Source organism: Devosia sp. LjRoot3 (assembly GCF_964252865.1).
Lineage (GTDB): Bacteria > Pseudomonadota > Alphaproteobacteria > Rhizobiales > Devosiaceae > Devosia.
In genome coordinates, this window is record NZ_CAXUPK020000007.1 from 67,997 (window position 1) to 90,118 (window position 22,122).

A 22,122-nucleotide genomic window follows, 5' to 3' on the forward strand; every position below is an offset into this window, starting at 1 on the left:
CGTCGCGTGAGGGGCCGCTGGTCCCGACAAGATGCAAGCGTCGCAACTAGAAAGGCAGAATATGCCCAAGATCGCCCTCGTGGACGACGACCGGAACATTCTTACCTCCGTTTCCCTCACCCTCGAGGCGGAAGGCTATCAGGTAGCGACTTATACCGACGGGGCCTCGGGCCTTGAAGGCCTGACCACCGACAAGCCCGATCTGGCCATTCTCGACATCAAGATGCCGCGCATGGATGGCATGGAATTGCTGCGTCGCCTCCGCCAGAAGTCCGACGTGCCGGTGATCTTCCTCACCTCCAAGGACGAGGAAATCGACGAGCTGTTCGGTCTCAAAATGGGCGCCGACGACTTTATTACAAAACCCTTCAGCCAGCGCCTGCTGGTCGAGCGCGTCAAGGCGATCCTGCGCCGTTCGGCGCCGCGTGACCCGTCGGCTGCCGCTGGTCCCACGGGCGAACCCGTACCGGGCAAGGCGCTGATCGAGCGCGGCTCGCTGGTGATGGACGAAGAGCGCCACACCTGTACCTGGAAGGGCCAGCGCGTGACGTTGACCGTCACCGAATTCCTCATTCTTCAGGCTTTGGCTTTGCGCCCCGGTGTCGTAAAATCGCGAAATGCGCTGATGGATGCGGCCTATGACGATCAGGTCTATGTCGACGACCGGACCATCGACAGCCACATCAAGCGGTTGCGGAAAAAGTTCAAGGCGACCGACGACGACTTTGAAATGATCGAAACGCTCTATGGCGTCGGCTATCGCTTCAAGGAGCAATAAGGAACTTCGTGGCCACCATCGATCCTCAAGTCGAGGGAAGGCGTCCCGAGCGGGACGCTGAGCCTGCTCCTGTTGGAAAAGGGAGCAGGCGCGGCTGGCGCATGGCGCTCAAGCCGCTTGGCCAGGTCATCGTGGCGCTGCGGCGCTTCGTCGATTTCACCATTTTCTCGAGTCTGACGCGCCGCATCATCGTGCTCAACCTTGCCGGGCTGCTGGTGCTGGTCGTGGGCATTTTGTACCTCAACCAATGGCGTGCAGGCCTCATCGATGCGCGCGTGCAATCGCTGCGCGTACAGGGCGAAATCATTGCCGCTGCCATTGCGGCTTCCGCGACCGTCGATAGCGATGTCATCTCCATCAATCCCGACCGGCTGATCGAATTGCAGGCGGGCAATGTTTCCCCGCTCTCCTATTTCGATCCCTCGCTGGAATTTCCCATCAGCCCCGAACGCGTCGCGCCTCTCTTGCGCAACCTGATCACGCCGACGCGGACGCGGGCGCGCATCTATGATCAGCAGGGCCTGCTTATCCTCGACAGCGACAATATCTATGCGCGCGGCGAGGTGATCCGGCAGCAGATCGACACCTCAAAGTCGCAGCGCTTTTTCCTGTTCGACTGGTGGAACGCCATGATCGCCTGGGCGCCGGGCGACAATTTCTCAAAATACCAGGAATATGGGGCCGACGAGGGGACGCGCTATCCCGAAGTGGCCTCGGCCCTGCAGGGCGCCCCGGCCGATTTCGTGCGCGTCGATGAGCATAACCAGCTTGTTGTTTCCGTAGCCGTGCCGGTGCAGCGCCTGCGCGCTGTGGTCGGCGCCATCCTGCTCTCGACGGCGCCGGGCGATATCGACTCGGTGGTGGCGCAGGAGCGCTGGAGCATTTTGCGCATCGCCATGATTGCCGCGGGCGTGCAGATCGCGCTGTCGCTGCTGCTGGCCGGCACCATTGCCGGCCCGATGCGGCGCCTGTCGGCGGCGGCCGAGCGGGTGCAGACGGCGGGCAATGCGCGTGCGGAAATTCCAGATCTGACCGATCGACCCGACGAAATCGGCCATCTCTCAGGCGCGCTGCGGCGCATGACCGATGCGCTGTATAATCGCATCGAAGCCATCGAGCGCTTTGCCGCCGACGTGGCGCATGAGCTGAAGAACCCGCTGACTTCGTTGCGGTCGGCCGTCGAAACGCTGCCGCTGGCCAAGAAGCCGGAAGACCGCGAGCGCCTCAACGCCATCATCCAGCATGACGTCAAACGCCTCGACCGGCTGATTACCGATATTTCGAGTGCCAGCCGGCTCGACGCCGAACTGGCGCGCGAAAGTGCGGAACTGGTCGATGTCGAAAAGCTGGCCGAGGCCATGGTTGGCATCCAGAAGGACGTGGCGGCAGGCCGGCAGGTCAATGTCGTCATGGGCAAGCGTCTTGGGCGCGGTTCGACCGTGATCACCGGGCACGAAAGCCGCCTGGCGCAGGTGCTGGCCAATCTGATCGACAATGCGGTGTCGTTTTCGCCAGTCGATGGCACGGTGACGGTGACGGTTTCGACGGAGACCGACATGATCGTCGTGACGGTCAGCGACGAGGGCCCGGGCATTACCGGCGACGTCAGCCGCATCTTCCAGCGCTTCTATACGGACCGGCCGGAAACCGAGAGCTTTGGCAATCACTCCGGGCTCGGGCTGTCGATTTCCAAGCAGATCGTCGATGCGCACAAGGGCACGATCAAGGCGCAGAACCGGACGGATCGGTCTGGGGCGCTGTTTACCGTGTCGCTGCCGAAGACGCGGCGGTAATTTTGGGCTTCGTACTGGCCGATACCCCCACCCTCATTCCCTCCCCACAAGGGGGAGGGAGGCGCTGGCTGAAGTATCTCGACTCCCTCCACGGCGTCATTCCCGCGAAAGCGGGAATCTCACTGCGGAGGATCAGAGATTCCCGCTTTCGCGGGAATGACGCGGTGCGTTGGAGGTTCTGCTGAAAACACGCGAAAACGTCCACGCGACCGCCATTCAGCTCGACGGAAAAGGCATATTGCTTCGCGGACCCTCGGGTGCGGGAAAGTCGCTGCTCGCTCTCTATCTCCTCGATGTCTTTGGCTCCCGCGGCAAAGACGCCGCGCTGGTTTCCGATGATCGGGTCGACCTCGAAATTGATGGCGCCTCCATCCGGCTCTACGCCCCAAACGCCATTGCCGGGCTCATCGAACTACGCGGTCACGGCATTGTCAGCCGGCCCCATCAAAGCGGCAAAAGGCTCGATCTGGTGGTTGATCTCGTACCGACCCTTGAACGGATGCCTGAGGAGCACGATTTCAAAGTCAGGCTTTTGGGCCTCGAAATCGCCCGTTGCCCGGTGCCACAGGCGGGTGTGATAGGAATCGAACACCAGCGCCTCTTGATCGAAGAGGCGCTGGGCGCAATCGCTATACCCTCTGGAGGGTGACAATTTATCGCTTGCAACCGGTGTCATCGGGGGCAAGACTGGCGCCCGCTCCCAAATGCACCCGAGGCAGGGAGCGGGGGCTTATTGGACTGGGATGAGGTTGCGTCCTCGAATGAGGCGCAGTCATCGTCTGGGGAGAATGCATGATCGGGTTGGTTCTGGTGACGCATGGCGCGCTGGCGGATGAGTTCAAGCTAGCGCTGGAACATGTTGTTGGACCCCAGGAACAGTGTGAGACCATCGCCATCGGTCCTGAAGACAATGCGGAAACGCGGCGTGAGGACATTCTGGCGGCGATCGACCGGGCCGATAGCGGCGATGGTGTGATCATTCTCACCGATATGTTCGGCGGCACGCCGTCGAACCTGGCCATTTCAGTGATGCAGAACCGCAATGTCGAAGTGATCGCGGGCGTCAACCTGCCCATGCTGGTCAAGCTTGGGCGCGTGCGCGGCGATCTCGCTCTGACCGATGCGGTAGCGCTCGCTCAGGAAGCGGGCCGCAAGTATATTACGGTGGCCAATTCCATCCTTGGTGGAGCATCCTGAAATGGATGGTGATCGTGCCGTCGCCCAGCAATTGACCATCGTCAACCGCAAGGGTTTGCACGCGCGCGCATCGGCGCGCTTCGTGCGCACGGCGGAGTGTTTTGATGCCTCGCTGCACGTCATCAAGGATGGTCAGTCGGTCAATGGCAATTCCATCATGGGCCTGATGATGCTCGGCGCTGGGCCAGGCTCGACCATTCTGGTGCAGGCGACAGGCAAGCAGGCGCGCGAGGCGCTGGAAGCCATTGTGGAGCTCGTGAACAACGGCTTTGACGAGGACAATGAGGGCGTGTGAGGCGTAGTTGCGCCCGCAAACTCGATGTCACCCCGGCGAAGGCCGGGGCCCATCTCCCGATGTTACGCAGCCACGATAGCCGACAAATCCACAATATATCAGGATGGGCCCCGGCCTTCGCCGGGGTGACATCCGGTGGGCGTGGGTGGAGAAACCCTCAATTGCACCCGCGCGATTTCTCAACCGAGGCAATCGTCGCGACATTCTCCCGCTCGACAGCGTTGAGTTTTATCTGGGCCTGATTGGTGATGAAGCAGCCTTCATTCCCAAAAGCGTTTTTGGCGCGTTGGGTGGAAAAACAATAGCCGTTCTGCTTGTAGATCCAGTTGCGCACTTCCCACAGCGACTGGCAGGACAATTGGCGCAGGTCCGAGCGTTGGAAATAGTCGCTGTCATCGCAGCCGATCATTTCATAGCAATTGGCAAATGCACTCGACATGCTGGCGAGCATGGCCAGCGTCACGGCAAACCCTCTGAGCATCCTGTCCTCCTCTTCCCGCTCGATCAAAGCACGGATTGACGACATCAGGAAGATTGCTGATTGGGGCGGTTTGGGCGAACGAAGCCTTCGGTATCGTTTCCATAGAAGTTGCGATGCCGCGGGCCTAGATTGAGTTCAATTCAAGTTCAGCCCTTTTGGGAGGTCGGCATGATCGACACATCCGTTCAGACAGTGGTGAAGTCAAAACCTCAATTGCCGCTCAGCACGACGCTGGGCCCGGTCCATATCGCCGTGACCGATCGCGCCCGTGCCCTTGCCATCTGGCAGGACGTGGTCGGGCTCGAACTGATCGCCGAGACCGGCAATCTCTTGCAGCTCGGTGCGGGCGGAAAAGTGCTGGTCGTGCTCGAAACGGGTGCCGTGCGTCCCGCCGTGCCGCGCAGCATCGGGCTCTATCATGTTGCCGTGCACGTGCCGGCCCGCGTCGACCTGGCGCAGATGGCGGTGCGGGCGCTGCAGCGCAATGTGCGCATTTCCCCGACCGATCACCTCGTCAGCGAAGCCATCTATCTCTGGGATTTTGACGGTAACGGCATCGAGATCACCTTCGAGACGCCCTGGCGCGGCTCGCTGGGCGATCCCGAAAAGGGTGAAACCTATGCGCTGACCGCAGAGGGAAAGCCGCATTCGGGGCGCGAGCCGATCGATCTCGATGGCCTCTTGGGCGAATTGGGACCGGCGCCGGTGCTTGCTCCGCGCATGCCTGCCGGGACGCGGATCGGGCATATCCATGTGCATGTGAATGACCTCAGCATGGCCATGGATTTTTATCGCGACGTCATCGGCTTTGCCGGCTTTCTGCTGATCAACTCCTTTGGCATGGGCGATGTCGGGCTCGACTACATGCCCCATACCGTGGCGTTCAATATCTGGTCCGGCCCCAATGCGGCGCTGCCGCCGGCGGGCTCATCGGGCCTGCGCTGGTTCACCATTGCCGTGCCCGGCGCCGAGCATTTCGATGCGGTTATCGGCCGGCTGGAAAAGGCCGGCGCGCCGATCGAACGGCTGGACAAGGGCGTTGAAACGCAGGATCCCTTCGGCAATCGCATTCGCGTAGTCTTGGCAAACTAAAAGCCAGTCTGCTGCGTTTTGCTTCAAACTGGGCAAGGGGGAAGACATGCGCACTGCAGATGACGTCCTGAACTTCTGGTTCGTCGAGCACGGGCCGGAAGACTGGTTTGCCGGCAAGGCCGAGTTTGACGCCAAGATCGCGGAGGTCTTTGGCCAGACCCATTCCCATGTCTCCAAGGGCGAGGCCTGGGAATGGCGGGCCAAACCCTCAGGGCGGCTGGCCGAGATCATCGTGCTCGACCAGTTTTCGCGCCAGCTGTTCCGCAATTCGCCGCTTGCCTTCGCGCAGGACAAGATGGCGCTGGTGCTCGCCCAGGAAATGGTGGGGCAGGGGCTCGATATGCGCTTCGAGCAGCCGCGGCGGGGTTTTATCTATTTGCCCTTCATGCACGCGGAATCGGCCGCGATCCAATCGGCCTCGGTGCGGCTCTATGAGGCGCTGGGGGACGAGGATCAGCTCAAATATGCGGTCGCCCATCGCGAAACGGTCGACCGCTTTGGCCGCTTCCCCTTCCGCAATGGCCCGCTTGGGCGCGAGAGCACGAAGGAAGAGCTGGCCTATATGGAAGAACAGGCCGAGCGGAAGTTTTAGTTTTTTGCAACTTCCCCACGGTGTCATTCCCGCGAAAGCGGGAAGCCCGTGCTGGAAACAAAGATCCCCGCTTTCGCGGGGATGACGTTGTGCGTGAGAACGGGAAAGTTGGGCGTTCCTAGAACGCCCATTCACCCCGGCGCATGACCGGCTCGACCGTGCCGTCGGCATGAAGGCCGTCGATGTCGATCTGGTCCGAGCCGATCATCCAGTCGATATGGATGAGGCTCTTGTTGCCGCCCTGGGCAAAGATCTGGTCGGGCGAAAGTTCCTTGCCGCCTTCAAAGCAGTCGGCATAGCACTGGCCCATGGCGATGTGGCACGAGGCGTTTTCGTCGTAGAGGGTGTTGTAAAAGAGGATGCCCGAGGCCGAGATCGGCGATGAATGCGGCACGAGGGCCACTTCGCCGAGGCGACGCGCCCCTTCATCGGTGTCGAGCACCTTGTTGAACACGTCCTGGCCCTTGGTGGCTTTGAGTTCGACCAGAACACCGCCTTCGAAGCGCGCCTGGATGTTTTCGATCAGCGTGCCGTTGTGCGAGAGCGGTTTCGTGGCCGCGACCGTGCCTTCGACGCGCAGGCGATGCGGGGTCGTGAACACTTCCTCGGTCGGAATGTTGGGGTTGCAGGTGACCCCATTCTTGGCTTCCGACGCGCCGCCCTTCCAGCGGTGACCGTCAGCGAGGCCGATGGTGAGATCGGTGCCAGGGCCGGTGTACTTGAGGGAAGAAAACTTCTTGCCGTTGAGCCACGTCCAGCGGGCTTTCAGGTTGGCATTGTGCGCCTTCCAGGCGGCAATCGGATCGTCCTGATCGACGCGCGAAGCCTTGAAGATGGCGTCGGCGAGCTTGGCGATCGCGACGTCTTCGGCATCGTTCGGGAAGACGAGCCTGGCCCAGGCCGGGGTCGGGTAGGAAACGATGTTCCAGTTGATATCAAAGCCGGTGATCAGCTCCAGCGCCGGGCGATAGGCGGCTGAATTGGCGCGGTTGGCGCGCGAGACTTTTTCCGGGTCCTGACCGGCCAGCATCATCGGATTGTCGCCCGAAATGGCGAGACGCGCGGCATTGTTCTTGTACGCCTCGGCCATGCCCGCATAGAGCCAGCCCGCGGCGCGATCAAAGCTCTTGTCATTGGCATATTTGTAGCGGGCAAGGGTCGCTTCCTCGTCCGAATAGATCGAGGTCACGAGACCAGCGCCGGCCTTGTAGGCATGTTCGGTGATGCGGCGCACCAGCGGGGCGGCGACCATAGGGGCCGTGATGATGAGATCCTGGCCCTCGGCCAGTTGCAGGCCGACCTTGATCGCCACTTCGCCGAGTTTGTCGAGTTTGGTGGGATCGATGGGGGAATTGCTCATCGGGGCAAAGCCTTCTTTTTGTTGAATCGGTTGGCCGGAGCCTATCGTCCCCCAATGCGCCGCGCCACCCGCGCAAATCGTAAAATCCGTTGATCTCAATCAAGGTTGGCCGCCCGGCGCGGGCGGATATGGAAGCCATCACCTTTGGAGGCTTTCCATGACCGTTCTCATTGTTGCCGTCGCCATCATCTTCGGTGCCTTCGCCGCTGCCATGGCCTATGCGGAATTCCAGACCCGCGGAATTTTCGCACCGGGAGCGAAGAAGCCCGAATAAACGTCGACTCCTGCGTTTGCCATACCCCCGCCCTTGATCCCTCCCCACAAGGGGGAGGGAGACGAAGGAACCGTGACATTGAGGCAAGCGCCTCCCTCCCCTTGGTGGGGAGGGAATGAGGGTGGGGTGAGGCCACGCGTGCTGAGCGGCGGGCCGCGCACTGTGCCCCGGCGGCACCACACGCCAATTTCCATCGCAAAACCTATTGGCAAAGGCGAACGGTTTGGCTATCAACCGTTCACCGCTTCATTTTCTTTGAACCTAGGGAGGCGTTGCATGACAGCATTTATGATCGCTTCCCCGTTTGGCATCGGCCGACCTTAGGTCCCTGCCAACCGCGGCCCGCCGTTTAGGCCAGCCGCCCGCGGTTTTCTCTCTTCCTTTCCTTCTGCAGACCCGACCGGCCCGACAGGGTCATTGTCTCGACCGGTCAGTTTTGTGCCTTTCATAGCCCTTTTTGAGGAGCCGGCTGCCGGAGAACGGGGCCGGACTGCCAAATGAGTCGCAAGAAACTCGACTTCCGCGCCGATGCTTTCCGCAGCGTGCTCGGCTTTACCTTCCGCCACTGGGCCCGCCAGCCCAAGCGTATCGCCCTGATTGCCGGCCTCGTCATGGTCGCGACCATTGCCGAAGTGCTGGTGCCGATGTTTTCGGGCCGCATCGTTGATGCCATTTCGGGCAACCAGAACACGGCGCTCAATGATGCCGTGCGCGCCTTTGCCGTGGTTGCGGCGCTGGGCGTGACCAGCGTCGTGCTGCGCTTCTTCGTGTTCCAGACCATCATCAAGCTGACGCTGCAGATGATGGCGCGGATCGTGCACGACGGCTTTTACAAGGTGCAGCGCTTTTCGACCGATTGGCACGCCAACAGCTTTGCCGGCTCGACGGTGCGAAAAGTGACGCGCGGCATGTGGGCGCTCGATGCGCTCAATGACATCCTGCTCGTGGCGCTGCTGCCGAGCTTTGTCATGCTGGTCGGCGCCTCGATCCTGCTCGGTTCCTATTGGCCGGTCATGGGCCTCGTCGTCGCCGGTGGCTCGGTCATCTACATTGCCTTCACCGTCCTGATGTCGGTGGGCTATGTCGCCCCGGCCGCAAGCCTTGCCAATGCCTGGGACACGCGCCTTGGCGGCGCCCTGGCCGATGCGGTGAGCTGCAACTCGGTCGTAAAGGCCTTTGGCGCCGAAACGCGCGAGGAGGACCGGCTGCGCCATGTCATGTCCAAGTGGGATTCACGTACCCGCCGGACCTGGAAGCGCGGCACGCTCAATGGCACCATCCAGGGTCTTCTCATGACCCTGATGCAGGCCGGTATCCTGGGCACGGGCCTCTACATGTGGACGCAGGGACTGGCTTCGGCCGGCGATATCACCTTCGTCCTCGCCATGTTCTTCGTGTTGCAGGGGTACCTGCGCGACGTGGGCATGCACATCCGCAACCTGCAGCGCTCGGTCAATGACATGGAAGAGCTGGTGGCCCTCTCGGCCATGCCGCTCGGTGTCGAGGACAAGGCTGGAGCCAAGCCGATTGCCATTGGCAAGGGCGCGATCAACTTTGATCACGTCACCTTCCGCTATGGCAGCCACGCAACCCCGCTCTATCGCGACTTCTCCGTTGCCATCAAGCCGGGCGAGCGTGTCGGCCTCGTGGGCCATTCTGGGTCGGGCAAGACGACGTTCGTAAAACTGATCCAGCGGCTCTATGACATCAATGGTGGTGCCATCACCATTGATGGGCAGAACATTGCCGATCATCAGCAGGCAAGCCTACGCGGTCAGATCGCCATCGTGCAGCAGGAGCCGATCCTGTTTCACCGGACCCTGGCCGAGAACATCGCCTATGGTCGGCCGGAAGCCAGCCGGGCTGAAATCATCGAGGCGGCCAAACAGGCCAATGCGTATGATTTCATCGTTGGCCTGCCTAAGGGCTTTGAGACCATGGTGGGCGAACGCGGCGTGAAACTCTCGGGCGGCGAGCGCCAGCGTGTCGCCATCGCCCGGGCGTTCCTTGCCGATGCGCCGGTGCTCATTCTCGATGAGGCGACGTCGAGCCTCGACAGCGAGAGCGAGGTGATGATCCAGGAGGCGATGGAACGGCTGATGGTTGGTCGCACCACGCTGGTCATCGCGCACCGTCTCTCGACGGTTCGTGCCCTCGATCGCCTGCTGGTCTTCGACAAGGGCAGGATAGTCGAGGAGGGCAACCACGAGGCGCTGATCCGACTCCATGGCGGCATCTATCGCCGGCTGTTCGAGCGGCAGGCGCTGGAACTGACCAAGGGCCTTGTGGCCTAAAAACTGAGAGCCCGCGGCATGGTCCGCGGGCTTTTGTTTCAGTGGGCCACGTCCATGGTGGAAATGCCCATCCGCGGATCGCGCACGACGCGGATTTTCCGGAAGGGTGAGCCGCCGGGCTTGCGGCGCGGATCATTGGGATCGATGCGCTCGATGCGGCGCCGGTCGGGCCCAAAATAGTGGTCGGATTCCACATAGACCAGTTCGTGCTGCAGCTGGTCGCTGAGCTTGTGGCTCATGTCCGAAAATGGGTCGGTGATGAAGAGCACTTCATCAAAACCCATCTGCACCAAGGGCACAGTCTGGTGTCGCGGGCCATTGGTCACGAAACAGATGATCGGCGCGAAACGGCGGAAGACGTGGTCCGAGCTGCGCAGGCCATGGATGATGCGCTGCTTGGCGCCATCGGGCAGCTGCCCATGGACCAGAAAATAAGTCAGCCGGTTTTTCGGCAGCTCGGCGAACTGGGTGTAATTCGCCACCGTGCCGAAGCCGAGCTTGGCGGCCAACGTGCCAAGGGCGCTGGCGCTGACATCATTGGGTGCGAAAGTAACCGCCCCACAATCGGCGAGCATATTGGCGGTCTCAGACAAGATCATCGCCTCTTCCTTCCCAGAAAGCGCTCAAGTCATTGTCAGACCTATTGTGGGGAAATTGTTTGAATCACGTATTAATGCGTAGCCAGATCTTAACTCTGTACCAAAGTACTGTTTTGCATAACCAGATATATCAAAAGTAGAAAATGCGGCGCCCGCGAAAAATGTCGTGGGCCCTGCCGATTTTCTGCCGTGCCGCCTGCCGGCGTCAGCTTTCGGGCTTGAGCATGCGCATGAGCACGCCACTGCGCAGCACCAATTGCTGCACCAGCGCCCCGGCAATGTGGAGCAGCACGAGGCCGATCAGCGCGAGGCGCAGCGGCCCGCCATGCGCCATGGCGGCGCCCTCGACGCCACCGAACCAGGCGACGAGCCCGGAAATCGGGATCATGAACAGCAGGGCATAAATGCCCCAGTGAACCACATTGGCAAGAAGGCCAAGCGCGGCCGGTTGCCCCGCCGGATGCGGCGGCGCGCCATGGCGCAGGCGGATGACGAGGCGAACGGCGGCCAGGATCAGAATGGTGCTGCCGACGATGATGTGAGGCAGGGGATTGCCGCCATCCTCGGTGCCCCGGCGCAGCGCCCGCCAGGCTTCCTCCATGCCGTCATGCACCAGCAGCTGAAAGAGGATCAGCGCGGCAATGAGCCAATGGAGGATGACCTGGGCGCGGGAATAACCGGCGGGGGCGGTGGTTGAGGACATGAGCGACACTTTCTCTTGGGGCCAGGGCGCGTGTCATGCGCCGCACAACCACAATTGCGGCAGGGGCAACGGTTTGCAAATGAAGCTTTGGACAGGTTTGCGCGCCGGACGGCCATGTGGCTTCCGGTTTTGAGCGGACCCCGGAGCGGCATTCGCCTCGGATGATTTTGTATATGAAGCGAGGGCCGCTCCGGAGGCCGGCCATTCAGGCCTAGCCTTCATGGCCTTCTCGCCTAAATTCGCTCCACTGGAGCGAATTTGCCTGGCGGCACATCTCGAAGTTGGACAGAGTCGCAGCGCCTCTTGATCGCTCGTCGCGAGGGACTGACTCCCGAACCCATGGGGAAGGCGACCTCCCCACAAACCGGCTCCCCCCACCACTGATCGCCTGCAGGCCGCTCGCGCGGGGTGGATGCGACGGAGACTACAGCGCCTGCGAGGGGGCGGGGATAAACGGGACAAGTTTTTCCGCTTAACCCTTCATTCACCATAAAACCGGCTTTCCGGAGCCGGTGTCGCGGAGGTGCATTGTATTTGTATCAAATACGAGGCAGCCCCATGATTTTTCCCGATCCGATGCCCGACGCCTATGTCGCCGAATTCCTCGACCTGGCGCGCTCGGCCAATGTCACCTTCGATATTACCGAAGATCGCCTGCACATGCGGATGGTCAATCCCAACTGGGCCATGTGGTCACCCATAAGGCACCTGCTCGACGAAATCGGCCACGAGCGGATCGAGGCGTTTGTGCGCAGGGAAACCGCGGCGCGGCTGGCGGTGGAGAGCTGGAACGAGGCGAGCGTGGAGCGGCTGAAGGGGGCGGCGGAGGTGATGCGGGGCGGGATGTAACAGGGTACTCTTGAGGCCCCAACTCACCCACCCACCGGCTGTCACCCCGGCGAAGGCCGGGGCCCATCCTGAGATACTTCGACACGCTGAGCCATCACGGCTCCCCACCTGCGGGAGATGGGCCCCGGCCTTCGCCGGGGTGACATCGAGGGAGTGGGGAGTACGGAGATAAAACTGTGGCGTGACAGTGCATGATGACAATGCCACTCTGGCTGCAGTGAAGTTACGCGGCTGGGGGAGCCGAATGTACTTCGTCTACATCATGGCCAATCGCAAACATGGCGCGCTCTATACAGGCGTCACCAACGATTTGCTGCGCCGTGCTTCTGAACATCGCGAAGGACTAATGCCCGGCTTCACCAAGACGCATGGGTGCAAGACACTCGTCTGGTTTGAGCCGCACGACGATATCGAATTCGCCATTACGCGCGAAAAGCGGATCAAGAAGTGGCTACGGCCTTGGAAAGATCGGCTGATCGAAGAGCAGAATCCGGATTGGCGGGATTTGTGGTGGGAGATTATCGGGCCGCAGGCATCCGCGGAAAGTACACCGTATCAAGCCGATCCTTAGTCGCCACGTCGCTTCTTCGCGGACCATCACCCACCGGCTGTCACCCCGGCGCAGGCCGGGGCCCACCCTGAGATGCGATTCTGCCGCACTATAGAGGCTCTGCGCCTGCGGGAGATGGGCCCCGGCCTGCGCCGGGGTGACATCGAGTGTCAGAAGACGCAGGAGTTTACAGACTTTGAAACTCCCCTTAGGCTTCCAAGTATTGGGGGGATTCAAATGTCATTTAAGGAAGATGTTGCCGACTTGGCGAAGCGCGCAATTAGTGCCCAGGCAGTCGCGCAGACTGAGGAGGCTACGAAGAATGCTATTGTCATGCCGTTTCTTCGTGTTTTGGGCTTCGATGTTTTCGATCCGACGCAGATAATTCCGGAATATGTGGCGGACGTCGGTCTCAAGAAGGGTGAGAAGATCGATTATGCCTGCAAGATCGGTGACCGTATCGAGTATCTTGTGGAAGCCAAATCGGTCTCGACCAATTTGCGCGACGCCCAGTACAGCCAGCTATTCCGCTATTTCCACACCTGCGATGCCAACATTGGTATACTAACCAACGGCCTCCACATCTGGTTTTTTACCGACCTCGAAGCGCCCAACAAGATGGACGCTGCCCCTTTCTTCAAGTTTGATCTTCTGTCTTACGACGACAACGATCTCAAGGAGCTGGAGAAGTTCCACAAGGCCAATTTCAAGATCGAGACCATCCAGGCAGCCGCCTCATCTCTTAAGTATCTTCGTGGGGCAATGAGCTTTATCGAAGCGCAGTGGGCTGAGCCGGACGAGGAATTCGTACGCATGGTGGCGCGCGGCTTCTATGAGGGCAAGCTCACCGGTGCAGTGGTGAACGAACTCAAGCCTATCGTCCGTCGCGCTTTCGATGACCTTTTCCGCCAACGCGCCAAGCACAAGATCGACGTTGCGTTCGACGGTGGAGCGGACGACGCCATACCAACGGTGGACGACAAGAAGATCGAGACCACGGAAGATGAGATTCAGGGCTTCATGATCGTTCGCGCTATTGCGGCGGAGGTCGCGCCAGTCTCTCGTATTGCCCTGCGCGACGCCCAATCTTACTGCGCCATATTATTCGATGACAACAATCGCAAGCCCATTGCTAGGCTTCACTTCAACGGCAAATCGCGGTTCATGACCGTGTTTGGTGCCGAAAAAGAAGGGGTTCGGCACGATATCGAGCGGGTAGAGGACATTTACCGCTGCGCTGGCGCCATCAAGGATGTAGTGCGCACTTACGTCGATTGACGCTGAGGCATCTTCAAACTCGATTGTCACCCGGCGAAGGCAGGGGCCCATCTTGAGATGATGGGCCCTGGCCGCTCCACGTAGGCTAAAGTCTTCGGGGATGGGCCCCGGGTCAAGCCCGGGGTGACGGCCAGTGGGGATGGTGATCTAGTGCGCCTCATCCCAATTCTTTGCCGCATGCGCGTCCACCTGGATCGGCACGGTTAGCCGCACGGCCGGTTCTGCGGCGCCTTCCATGACGCGTTTGATCACCGGGATCGCCTGATCTTCTGTGCCTTCGGGCACTTCAAAGATCAGTTCGTCGTGGACCTGCAGCAGCATGTCGGCATCAATGCGAGCTTTTCTCAGTTCCGGCTCCATGCGGATCATGGCGCGGCGAATAATGTCGGCGGCTGAGCCCTGGATGGGGGCGTTGATGCTGGCGCGTTCCACAAAACTGCGTTCGCTGGGATTGCCGGAATTGGCATTGGGGAACTGGATTTTGCGGCCAAAGATGGTGGTGACAAAGCCGTCGGCTTTCACCTTCACCTTCTGGGCATCCATGTAATCTTTGATGCCCGGGAAGCGCTCAAAGTAGGTCTTGATGTAGTCGCCGGCTTCGCCGCGGGCGATGCCGAGCTGGTTGGCGAGGCCGAAGGCGGAAATGCCGTAGATGATGCCGAAGTTGATCGCCTTGGCTCTACGGCGCACTTCGCTCGGCATGCCTTCCACCGGCACGTTGAACATTTCCGAGGCCGTCATGGCGTGAATGTCGAGGCCTTCCTCGAACGCGTCCTTGAGCGCCTGGATATCGGCGATATGGGCAAGGACGCGCAGTTCGATCTGGGAATAGTCGGCCGAGATCAGCGTCTTGCCGGGTGCGGCGACGAAGGCGGTGCGGATTTTTCGGCCGTCGCTGGTGCGAACCGGAATGTTTTGGAGGTTCGGATCGTTGGACGAGAGGCGCCCGGTGAGCACGGAGGCCTGCGAATAGGACGTGTGCACGCGGCCGGTGCGCTGGTTCATATAGGTGGGGAGGGCATCGGTATAGGTGCCCTTGAGTTTGGTCAGCTGGCGCCAATCGACAATGGTGCGGGCGAGCGGGATGCCCTTGAGCGCGAGGTCTTCCAACACGTCGGCGCCGGTCGACCAGGCGCCGGTTTTGGTCTTGGTGCCGCCTTCGAGGCCCATTTTGTCGAAGAGGATTTCGCCCAGCTGTTTTGGGGAGCCGAGGTTAAAACTCTGGCCGGCCAGCTCATAGGCCTCCGCCTCGAAGGCGGCGGCGCGCTGGGAGAAATCGCCCGAGAGGCGGGCGAGAATCTGGCGATCGACAGTGATCCCGCGCGCTTCCATGCGGGCGAGCACCGGGGCCAGGGGCCGTTCGAGGGTTTCGTAGAGCGTCGTGGCATTTTCCGCCGCAAGGCGCGGTTTCAGGACATGCCAGAGCCTGAGGGTGATATCGGCGTCTTCGGCGGCGTAGCGCGCGGCGGAGGGGATATCGAGCTGGTCAAAAGTCTTCTGGCCCTTGCCGGTGCCGGCGAGCGCGGAAAAGGTGATGGTCTTGTGGTTGAGCCAATGGTCGGCGAGCACGTCGAGGCCATTATATTGCGGGCCATCGAGCGCATAGGAAATGAGCATGGTGTCGTCGATCGGCGCCATGTTGATGCCGTAACGCCAGAAAATCTCCATGTCATATTTGACGTTCTGGCCGATCTTCAGGATCGCCGCGCTTTCGATGACGGGTTTGAGCGCATCGAGCACGTCGCGAATGGGCAGCTGGCCTTCAACGAGCCCGCCGCCGGAGAGCAGGTCGCCGGCGAGCGCGTGGCCGACGGGGATATAGCAGCCTTCGCCGATCTTGGTGGAGAGGCAGATGCCGACGAGGTCGGCGGTCTGCGGATCAAGGCCGGTGGTTTCCGTATCGATGGCGACGAGGCCGGCATCGACGATTTTTGCGACCCAGGCGGCGAGGCGCTCGGGCGTGGTGACGGTCTCGTAGTCGTCGTAATTGACCGGGATCGCCTTGATGCGCGCATGCTCTTCGGCGGCAAAGCGGGCAGGGCCCGAGCCGGGCACGACATTGGCGGCGAGCTTTGCCTTGGCGACCGAGAGGTTGGCCGACTTTTGCGGGACGCCGGGCACAGGCGTTTCCGCGCCGGCCTTCAGCGCGGGATCGGCTTCAAAATCATCGGGATTGGCTTCAAGCAGCGCCGCCATGCGCTTGGTGATCGTGGCGAATTCCATTGCCTTGAGGAATGGGAACAGGGCCGAGGGCGCCATGGGCTGGCGGATGAGGCCGTCGAGGTCGATTTCGACCGGGACTTTTTGCTCTAGCGTCACCAGCTTTTTGGAAATGCGGGCGAGTTCGGCATTGGCGATCAGCTTTTCGCGGCGGGCGTTCTGCTTGATCTCGGTGGCGCGCTCAAGCAGGGTTTCGAGATTGCCATAGGTATTGATGAGCTCAGCGGCCGTCTTGACGCCGATGCCGGGGACGCCGGGGACGTTGTCGACGCTGTCGCCGCAAAGCGCCTGCACGTCGATGACCTTGTCGGGCGTGACGCCGAATTTGGTGAAAACTTCATCAGGGCCGATCCAGCGCAGCGGCGGCTGGCCGGGGCGGGGGATGGTGTCGAGGAGGCGAATGGAACCATCGGGCTCGACGAGCTGCATCAGGTCCTTGTCGGACGAGGCAATGGTCACCTTCCAGCCGGCATCGCGCGCCATCACGGCATAGGTCGCCATGATGTCGTCGGCCTCCCAACCTTCCATCTCGATTGAAGGAATGGAAAAGGCGCGGGTGGCCGAGCGGGTCAGCGGGAATTGCGGCACCAGCTCTTCGGGCGCGGGCGGGCGCTGGGCCTTGTATTCGGGATAGAGGTCGTCGCGGAACGTCTTGCCCTTGGCGTCGAAGATGACGGCCATGTGGGTGGGCGTTTCCTCGCCTTCCATGTCCTGCGTGAGCTTGAACAGCATGTTGCAGAACCCCTGCACGCAGCCGACCGGCAGGCCATCGGACTTGCGGCTGAGTGGCGGCAAGGCGTGGAAGGCGCGGAAAATATAGCCCGAGCCATCGACGAGCAGCAAATGCATGAGACGATTCCCCTTAAGTCCGGCGGCGACTTTAAAGGGTTGGGAACAAAGAGGGTACCCGGATTTTGCACGGGTTGCATCGGGACTTGATCGTCAATCAACGATGGAGATACCCTCATCGCATTGCCGACCCCTTCTGGTGTTGCCATGTCCAGTTCTGCCAAGCACTTCGTCACCGGCCGGCTCCGTGCCGTCGGCATCGAAATCAACGGCCCCGAACCTTGGGCGCCGCGGGTTCATAACGACCGATTATGGGCGCGCCTGCTGCGCGATGGCTCGCTGGGGCTGGGCGAAAGCTACATGGACGGCTGGTGGGACGCGGAGGCGCTCGATGAGTTCCTGTTCCGCCTCGTCAGCGGCAATATCCAGGACGCTTTCCCCAAGGACCTGGCCGTCATGTGGAGCCTTGCCAAGGGTCGTCTGCTCAATCTCCAGCGCCTGCGGGTCACCGAAGTCGGGGAGAAGCACTATGACATGGGCAACGATCTCTATGCTGCCATGCTCGATAGTCGCATGGTCTATTCCTGCGGCTATTGGCGGGATGCGACCGATCTCGAAACGGCCCAGGAGGCCAAGTTCGACCTCATCTGCCGAAAACTGGGCCTGGCGCCCGGCATGCACATCCTCGATATCGGCTCAGGCTGGGGCGGGTTCCTGAAATTCGCGGCTGAGCGATATGGGGTTTCCGGGCTTGGCGTGACCGTCAGCAAGGAACAGGCGGCACTGGCCAATGAACGGAGCAGGGGGCTTCCCGTCGAAACCAGGCTCCTCGACTATCAGGCGCTCGATGGGCAGTTCGATCGGATCGTCTCAATCGGCATGTTCGAGCATGTGGGCTACAAGAACTATCGCGCCTATTTCGAAAAGGCTGCTGGGCTGCTCAAGTCCGATGGGCTTTTCCTGCTCCATACCATCGGCGGCAATCTTTCGACGACACATGGCGACCCCTGGAGCGAAAAATACATTTTTCCCAATGGCATGCTCCCTTCGATTGCCCAGATCGGCAGGGCCGTGGAAGGCCTCTTCGTCATGGAGGACTGGCATAATTTCGGCGCGGACTACGACCGGACGCTGCTGGTCTGGCGTGACAATTTCGATGCCGCCTGGCCGACGCTGAAGGGCGAGAAATATGACGAGCGCTTCCGGCGGATGTGGCGCTACTACCTGTCGAGCTTCGCCGCCATGTTCCGCGCCCGCAAGATCAACCTCTGGCAATTGGTGCTCTCGCCCAGTGGGGTCGCGGGCGGATATCGCAGCATGCGCTGAAGGTTCAATCGCCGGGACCCCTTGCCAATTCGCAAAACCTAATGGTAGTAGGATAAAAACTATTAGCATTAGGAAACTGCGATGCCGCGGGTTGGACTGACACGGGAAAGGCTGGTTGAGGCGGGGTGCGACCTCGCCGACCGGGGGGGCTTTGCCGCGCTGACGCTGGCGGAGCTGGCGCGGATGTTCGAGGTAAAACTCGCAAGCCTTTATTCGCATGTGCGCAATTCGGATGACCTCAAGGCCGGTGTTGCTCTACGGGCGCTGGACCTGCTGGCGGACAGGGCCGATGAGGCAGTTGCGGGGCGCGCGGGGAAAGAGGCCCTGGTGGCGCTGGCCGAGGTGCATCGGCGTTTTGCCGGGGAGCATCCGGGGCTGTTCGAGGCAGCGCGGTTTCCGCTTTCGGCGGAGCAGGCAGTGGGGAGCGGCGGGGTGCGCCTGGCGCGAACCATGCTGGCGGCCTTGCGGGGCTACGGGCTCGCCGAGGCCGACCAGGTGCATGCCGTGCGGCTGCTAGGCTCCTTCTTTCTCGGTTTTTCGTTGCTCGAACTCGGCGGCAGTTTTGCCCATAGCCAGCCCGAGCCTGATCAATCCTGGCAGCGCGGGCTCGATGCGCTCGACCTGACGCTCAAGAGCTGGACGACAACATGAAGAATTTTGCCATTACCGCTGATCTGGTTTTCGGTGCGCAGGAACTGGAGCGGACGGAGACGGGCCTGCAGCCGCATCGCCTGCCCGCAAAAGCGCGGCAGCAGAATGAGGACGCCGGCTTCTCCATGGCGGAGCGCCAGCCTTCGGGCGTGCGGCTGAAATTCCGGACAGCGGCAAGCGTGGTGGAATTGGACGTGCTGCCGACCAAGCGCGTCTATACCGGCATGCCGGCGCGACCCGATGGTGTCTACGATCTGCGGATCGATGGAGAGCTGACACGGCAAAGAAGCGCGCTCGGCGGGCGCGTGATGCGTATCGGCATGGCGCCGCCATCCATGGTTTTGGAGCCGGGCGAGGTGCAGGTGCTGCGTTTCGAAAACCTGCCGGGGCGGGACAAGCTCGTCGAAATTTGGCTGCCGCATGACGAGATGACAGAGCTGGTGGCTTTGCGGGCCGATGCGGACCTTGCGGCCGTCCCCGCGCGAAAAACCTGGCTCCATCATGGTAGCTCGATCAGCCAGGGCTCCAACGCCACCTCGCCGACCGGCATCTGGCCGGTTGTGGCGGCGACGCTGGGGGAAGTCGACCTCATAAACATGGGCTTTGGCGGCAATGCGCTGCTCGATCCGTTTACCGCGCGCGCCATGCGCGACACGGAAGCCGACCTGATCAGCGTCAAGATGGGCATCAATCTCGTCAATCTCGACCTGATGCGCATGCGCGCCTTCGGCCCGGCGCTGCACGGCTTTCTCGATACGATCCGCGAAGGGCATCCCGAAACGCCGCTGGTGGTGATGTCGCCGGTCTATTGCCCGATCCACGAAACGACGCCCGGCCCGGGCCAGTTCGATTTTTCTGCCTTGGCGGAGGGTCGTCTGCTGTTCCGCGCCGAGGGCAATGCGGAGGAGGTGGCCAAGGGCAAGCTCACGCTTGTGACCATCCGCCAGAAGGTGCGGGACATCGTGGCGCAACGCTCGGCCAGCGATCCCAGTATCCACTATCTCGACGGGCTCGAACTCTATGGCGCGGACGACAATGTGCGGCTGCCCTTGCCCGATGAGCTGCATCCGGATGGGGCCGCCCATGAGCTCATGGGGCGGCGGTTTGCCGAAAAGGTGTTTTCTGGCGTCCTTGCCGGAAACCGCGATGCCTGAAGCCTTCATGGCCCGACGCGCCGAGTTCTGCTTGCCGTAACTTCGTCACCAGCCTATTGACCGTGTGGACGCACCCGGCGACAGTATTGTGATCGAGGTGTTTGTTGCCACCGATATATATGCGTGAGTCCTTGGCATTTACGGTTCCCACATCTGGGGCTGAGCCGGATTTATTTGAGGAGCTATCATGAGCGAAACGGGTACCCCCGCTTCTACCCCCCGCGTGTTGCCGTCGGACGATGTCCTGCGCGAAGAAATCATTCAGCTGATCATGACCGAACGCAGCGTCGAGCGTGAAAAGCTGGTGCCCGAGGCCAGCTTCCGTTCGTTGGGCTTTGAATCGCTCGATGTGGTGATGCTGCTCATGGGCATCGAGGAAAAGTACGGCATTTACCTGCCGATCGATGGCGAACTCAGCACCGTCAACACGCTGGCTGAACTGCTCGACCTGCTGGTGGCGCGCATCAAGACCGCCGAGCCGGCATCGGCCGCCATGGCACCCAAGGCCGCCGCCGGAGGCGCAGCGCAGTGAGTGTACCGGTCGCCATTACTGGCATGGGGTGTGTGACGGCGGCAGGTCTGGGCGTTGATGCGCTCTGGCAGGCCGCGCGCGATGGCGACCCCAAGGTTTCCCGGCTCGAGGGAGACGAGTTCGCCCGCAGCCACGTGAAAATTGCGGCGCGCGCTCCTTTCGACATGGCGGACCATTTTACGCCCAACCAGGCCCGGACGCTCGACCGGTTTTCCGCCCTTGCCATCGTTGCCGCCAAGGAAGCCATCGAGGCTGCCGGGGCAGAGCCGCGCGAATGGGGCGACCGGGTGGCGCTGATCATCGGCACCGGCATTGGCGGTATCGAAACCACGGCCTCCATGTATGGCTCGTTCACCTCGGGCACGCGCGGCGACCCGATGGCGATCCCGAAGATCATGCCCAATGCGGCCGCCTGTCAGGTCGCCATGGCTTTTGGCATTACCGGCACGCTGCTGGCGACGGCCGGCGCTTGCTCGTCTTCGGCTCAGGCCATTGGCCTTGGCCTGCAACTGATCCGTGCTGGCATTGTCGACCGCGCCATTGTGGGCGGCTCGGAAGCCATGGTCATTCCCTCGTCCATGCTGGCCTGGGAAATGCTGCGCGTGCTCACGCCAACGGCCCAGCGTCCCTTCTCCAAGGGTCGCGATGGCATGATGATGGGCGAAGGCGCCGGCGTCATGGTGCTTGAGCGTCTCGATCTGGCCCAGGAGCGTGGAGCGCCCATCGTCGGCATGCTGCGCGGCTATGGCACGACGAGCGATGCCAAGGACCTGTTGCGCGCCGATCCGGTACGCTCGTCCGCCGCGATCAGCCGGGCCCTTGAGGATGCGGGTGTCTCGCCATCCGAGATTGCCTATTGCAACGCCCATGGAACGGGCACCATCGCCAACGACGTTGCCGAGGCCGAGGCGCTGACCCGCGTTTTCGGCGATGGCATGAGCAATCTTGCCGTGTCGTCCACCAAGCCGATCCATGGTCATCTGATCGGGGCGGCGGGTGTCATCGAGGCTATCGTGACGGTCAAGGCGCTCAACGAGGGCATCGCCCCGCCGACGATCAATTTCCTGGAGCCGGACCCGGCCATGCATGCGATCAATTGCGTGCCCAACAAGGCCCAGCCGATTTCCGGCAAGATCGGCATCAGCAATTCCTTCGCCTTTGGCGGCATCAACTGCTCGCTGGTTCTGTCGGCCGCCTGACGCAGGCTGGTCGATATCAGGCAATGGAAAGGGCGCCCTCACGGCGCCCTTCTTTTTTGGTTCGCCTGATCGGCAGCAGGAAACGCAAATGCGCGCAACCACCTGCGCGGCCCGCA

21 protein-coding genes are annotated in these 22,122 nt (G+C 61.5%); 16 read left to right on the forward strand and 5 right to left on the reverse strand.

Annotation, left to right across the window (positions count from 1 at the left end):
• Positions 1-61 precede the first annotated feature (61 nt).
• From ACSQ2A_RS21110 to ACSQ2A_RS21130, 5 genes are all read left to right on the forward strand, one after another.
• On the forward strand, positions 62-778 hold the full coding sequence (locus ACSQ2A_RS21110; protein WP_295414278.1) for a response regulator transcription factor: 717 nt from the start codon (positions 62-64) through the stop codon (positions 776-778).
• A gap of 101 nt (positions 779-879) precedes the next feature.
• The gene (locus ACSQ2A_RS21115) at positions 880-2,571 is read left to right on the forward strand and encodes a sensor histidine kinase (RefSeq protein ID WP_295414280.1); all 1,692 of its coding nucleotides are present in this window, start codon (positions 880-882) and stop codon (positions 2,569-2,571) included.
• A 169-nt stretch (positions 2,572-2,740) separates the two neighbouring features.
• Positions 2,741-3,220, forward strand: coding sequence for an HPr kinase/phosphorylase (locus ACSQ2A_RS21120; protein ID WP_436073826.1), 480 nt, complete (start codon positions 2,741-2,743; stop codon positions 3,218-3,220).
• A 143-nt stretch (positions 3,221-3,363) separates the two neighbouring features.
• A complete protein-coding gene (locus ACSQ2A_RS21125) occupies positions 3,364-3,768 on the forward strand; it encodes a PTS sugar transporter subunit IIA (protein WP_295414283.1) in 405 nt (134 codons plus the stop codon).
• Between the two features lies 1 nt (position 3,769).
• Positions 3,770-4,063 (forward strand): HPr family phosphocarrier protein, encoded by a 294-nt coding sequence (locus ACSQ2A_RS21130; RefSeq protein ID WP_035079451.1) that lies wholly within the window; start codon positions 3,770-3,772, stop codon positions 4,061-4,063.
• A gap of 157 nt (positions 4,064-4,220) precedes the next feature.
• On the opposite strand, the gene ACSQ2A_RS21135 is transcribed toward ACSQ2A_RS21130, so the two are convergent.
• Positions 4,221-4,544, reverse strand: coding sequence for a YARHG domain-containing protein (locus ACSQ2A_RS21135; protein WP_436073827.1), 324 nt, complete (start codon positions 4,542-4,544; stop codon positions 4,221-4,223).
• A 168-nt stretch (positions 4,545-4,712) separates the two neighbouring features.
• On the opposite strand from ACSQ2A_RS21135, the gene ACSQ2A_RS21140 reads away from it, so the two are divergent.
• Positions 4,713-5,636, forward strand: coding sequence for a VOC family protein (locus tag ACSQ2A_RS21140; protein ID WP_436073828.1), 924 nt, complete (start codon positions 4,713-4,715; stop codon positions 5,634-5,636).
• Positions 5,637-5,682: 46 nt separating this feature from the next.
• A complete protein-coding gene (locus tag ACSQ2A_RS21145; RefSeq protein WP_436073829.1) occupies positions 5,683-6,228 on the forward strand; it encodes a DUF924 family protein in 546 nt (181 codons plus the stop codon).
• 118 nt (positions 6,229-6,346) lie between these two features.
• Here the strand turns inward: ACSQ2A_RS21145 and ACSQ2A_RS21150 are convergent, their stop codons facing one another.
• A complete protein-coding gene (locus ACSQ2A_RS21150; protein ID WP_436073830.1) occupies positions 6,347-7,588 on the reverse strand; it encodes an aminopeptidase in 1,242 nt (413 codons plus the stop codon).
• Positions 7,589-8,359: 771 nt separating this feature from the next.
• Here ACSQ2A_RS21150 and ACSQ2A_RS21155 point away from each other — a divergent pair.
• Complete coding sequence (locus tag ACSQ2A_RS21155; protein WP_436073831.1) at positions 8,360-10,156, forward strand: ABC transporter ATP-binding protein; 1,797 nt, start codon at positions 8,360-8,362, stop codon at positions 10,154-10,156.
• Positions 10,157-10,194: 38 nt separating this feature from the next.
• On the opposite strand, the gene ACSQ2A_RS21160 is transcribed toward ACSQ2A_RS21155, so the two are convergent.
• Both ACSQ2A_RS21160 and ACSQ2A_RS21165 read right to left on the reverse strand, forming a co-directional pair.
• Entirely contained in the window at positions 10,195-10,755 is a 561-nt protein-coding gene (locus ACSQ2A_RS21160; RefSeq protein ID WP_436073832.1) for a hypothetical protein, read from the reverse strand.
• A gap of 205 nt (positions 10,756-10,960) precedes the next feature.
• Entirely contained in the window at positions 10,961-11,458 is a 498-nt protein-coding gene (locus ACSQ2A_RS21165) for a cytochrome b (protein WP_436073833.1), read from the reverse strand.
• A 558-nt stretch (positions 11,459-12,016) separates the two neighbouring features.
• Between ACSQ2A_RS21165 and ACSQ2A_RS21170 the strand changes: the two genes are divergently transcribed.
• From ACSQ2A_RS21170 to ACSQ2A_RS21180, 3 genes are all read left to right on the forward strand, one after another.
• Positions 12,017-12,307, forward strand: coding sequence for a hypothetical protein (locus ACSQ2A_RS21170; protein WP_436073834.1), 291 nt, complete (start codon positions 12,017-12,019; stop codon positions 12,305-12,307).
• Positions 12,308-12,551: 244 nt separating this feature from the next.
• Positions 12,552-12,878 (forward strand): GIY-YIG nuclease family protein, encoded by a 327-nt coding sequence (locus ACSQ2A_RS21175; RefSeq protein ID WP_436073835.1) that lies wholly within the window; start codon positions 12,552-12,554, stop codon positions 12,876-12,878.
• A gap of 216 nt (positions 12,879-13,094) precedes the next feature.
• Positions 13,095-14,135, forward strand: coding sequence for a type I restriction enzyme HsdR N-terminal domain-containing protein (locus ACSQ2A_RS21180; protein ID WP_436073836.1), 1,041 nt, complete (start codon positions 13,095-13,097; stop codon positions 14,133-14,135).
• Between the two features lie 147 nt (positions 14,136-14,282).
• Here ACSQ2A_RS21180 and polA read toward each other — a convergent pair whose 3' ends face one another.
• Positions 14,283-17,204 carry a DNA polymerase I gene (gene polA / locus ACSQ2A_RS21185; protein WP_436073837.1) on the reverse strand — a complete coding sequence of 974 codons (2,922 nt, stop codon included), beginning with the start codon at positions 17,202-17,204 and terminating at the stop codon, positions 14,283-14,285.
• Positions 17,205-17,351: 147 nt separating this feature from the next.
• Between polA and cfa the strand changes: the two genes are divergently transcribed.
• The 5 genes from cfa (at position 17,352) to ACSQ2A_RS21210 (ending at position 22,006) form a co-directional block, all read left to right on the forward strand.
• Entirely contained in the window at positions 17,352-18,470 is a 1,119-nt protein-coding gene (cfa, locus tag ACSQ2A_RS21190; RefSeq protein ID WP_436073838.1) for a cyclopropane fatty acyl phospholipid synthase, read from the forward strand.
• An 81-nt stretch (positions 18,471-18,551) separates the two neighbouring features.
• The gene (locus tag ACSQ2A_RS21195; protein WP_436073839.1) at positions 18,552-19,121 is read left to right on the forward strand and encodes a TetR/AcrR family transcriptional regulator; all 570 of its coding nucleotides are present in this window, start codon (positions 18,552-18,554) and stop codon (positions 19,119-19,121) included.
• Positions 19,118-20,275: an SGNH/GDSL hydrolase family protein gene (locus ACSQ2A_RS21200; protein WP_436073840.1), complete on the forward strand. Its 1,158-nt coding sequence runs from the start codon at positions 19,118-19,120 to the stop codon at positions 20,273-20,275. The genes ACSQ2A_RS21195 and ACSQ2A_RS21200 overlap by 4 nt, the downstream gene beginning before the upstream one ends.
• Before the next feature lie 187 nt (positions 20,276-20,462).
• Positions 20,463-20,807, forward strand: a complete 345-nt coding sequence (locus ACSQ2A_RS21205) for a phosphopantetheine-binding protein (RefSeq protein WP_295414311.1) — start codon at positions 20,463-20,465, stop codon at positions 20,805-20,807.
• On the forward strand, positions 20,804-22,006 hold the full coding sequence (locus ACSQ2A_RS21210) for a beta-ketoacyl-[acyl-carrier-protein] synthase family protein (RefSeq protein ID WP_436073841.1): 1,203 nt from the start codon (positions 20,804-20,806) through the stop codon (positions 22,004-22,006). The genes ACSQ2A_RS21205 and ACSQ2A_RS21210 overlap by 4 nt, the downstream gene beginning before the upstream one ends.
• Positions 22,007-22,122 lie beyond the last annotated feature (116 nt).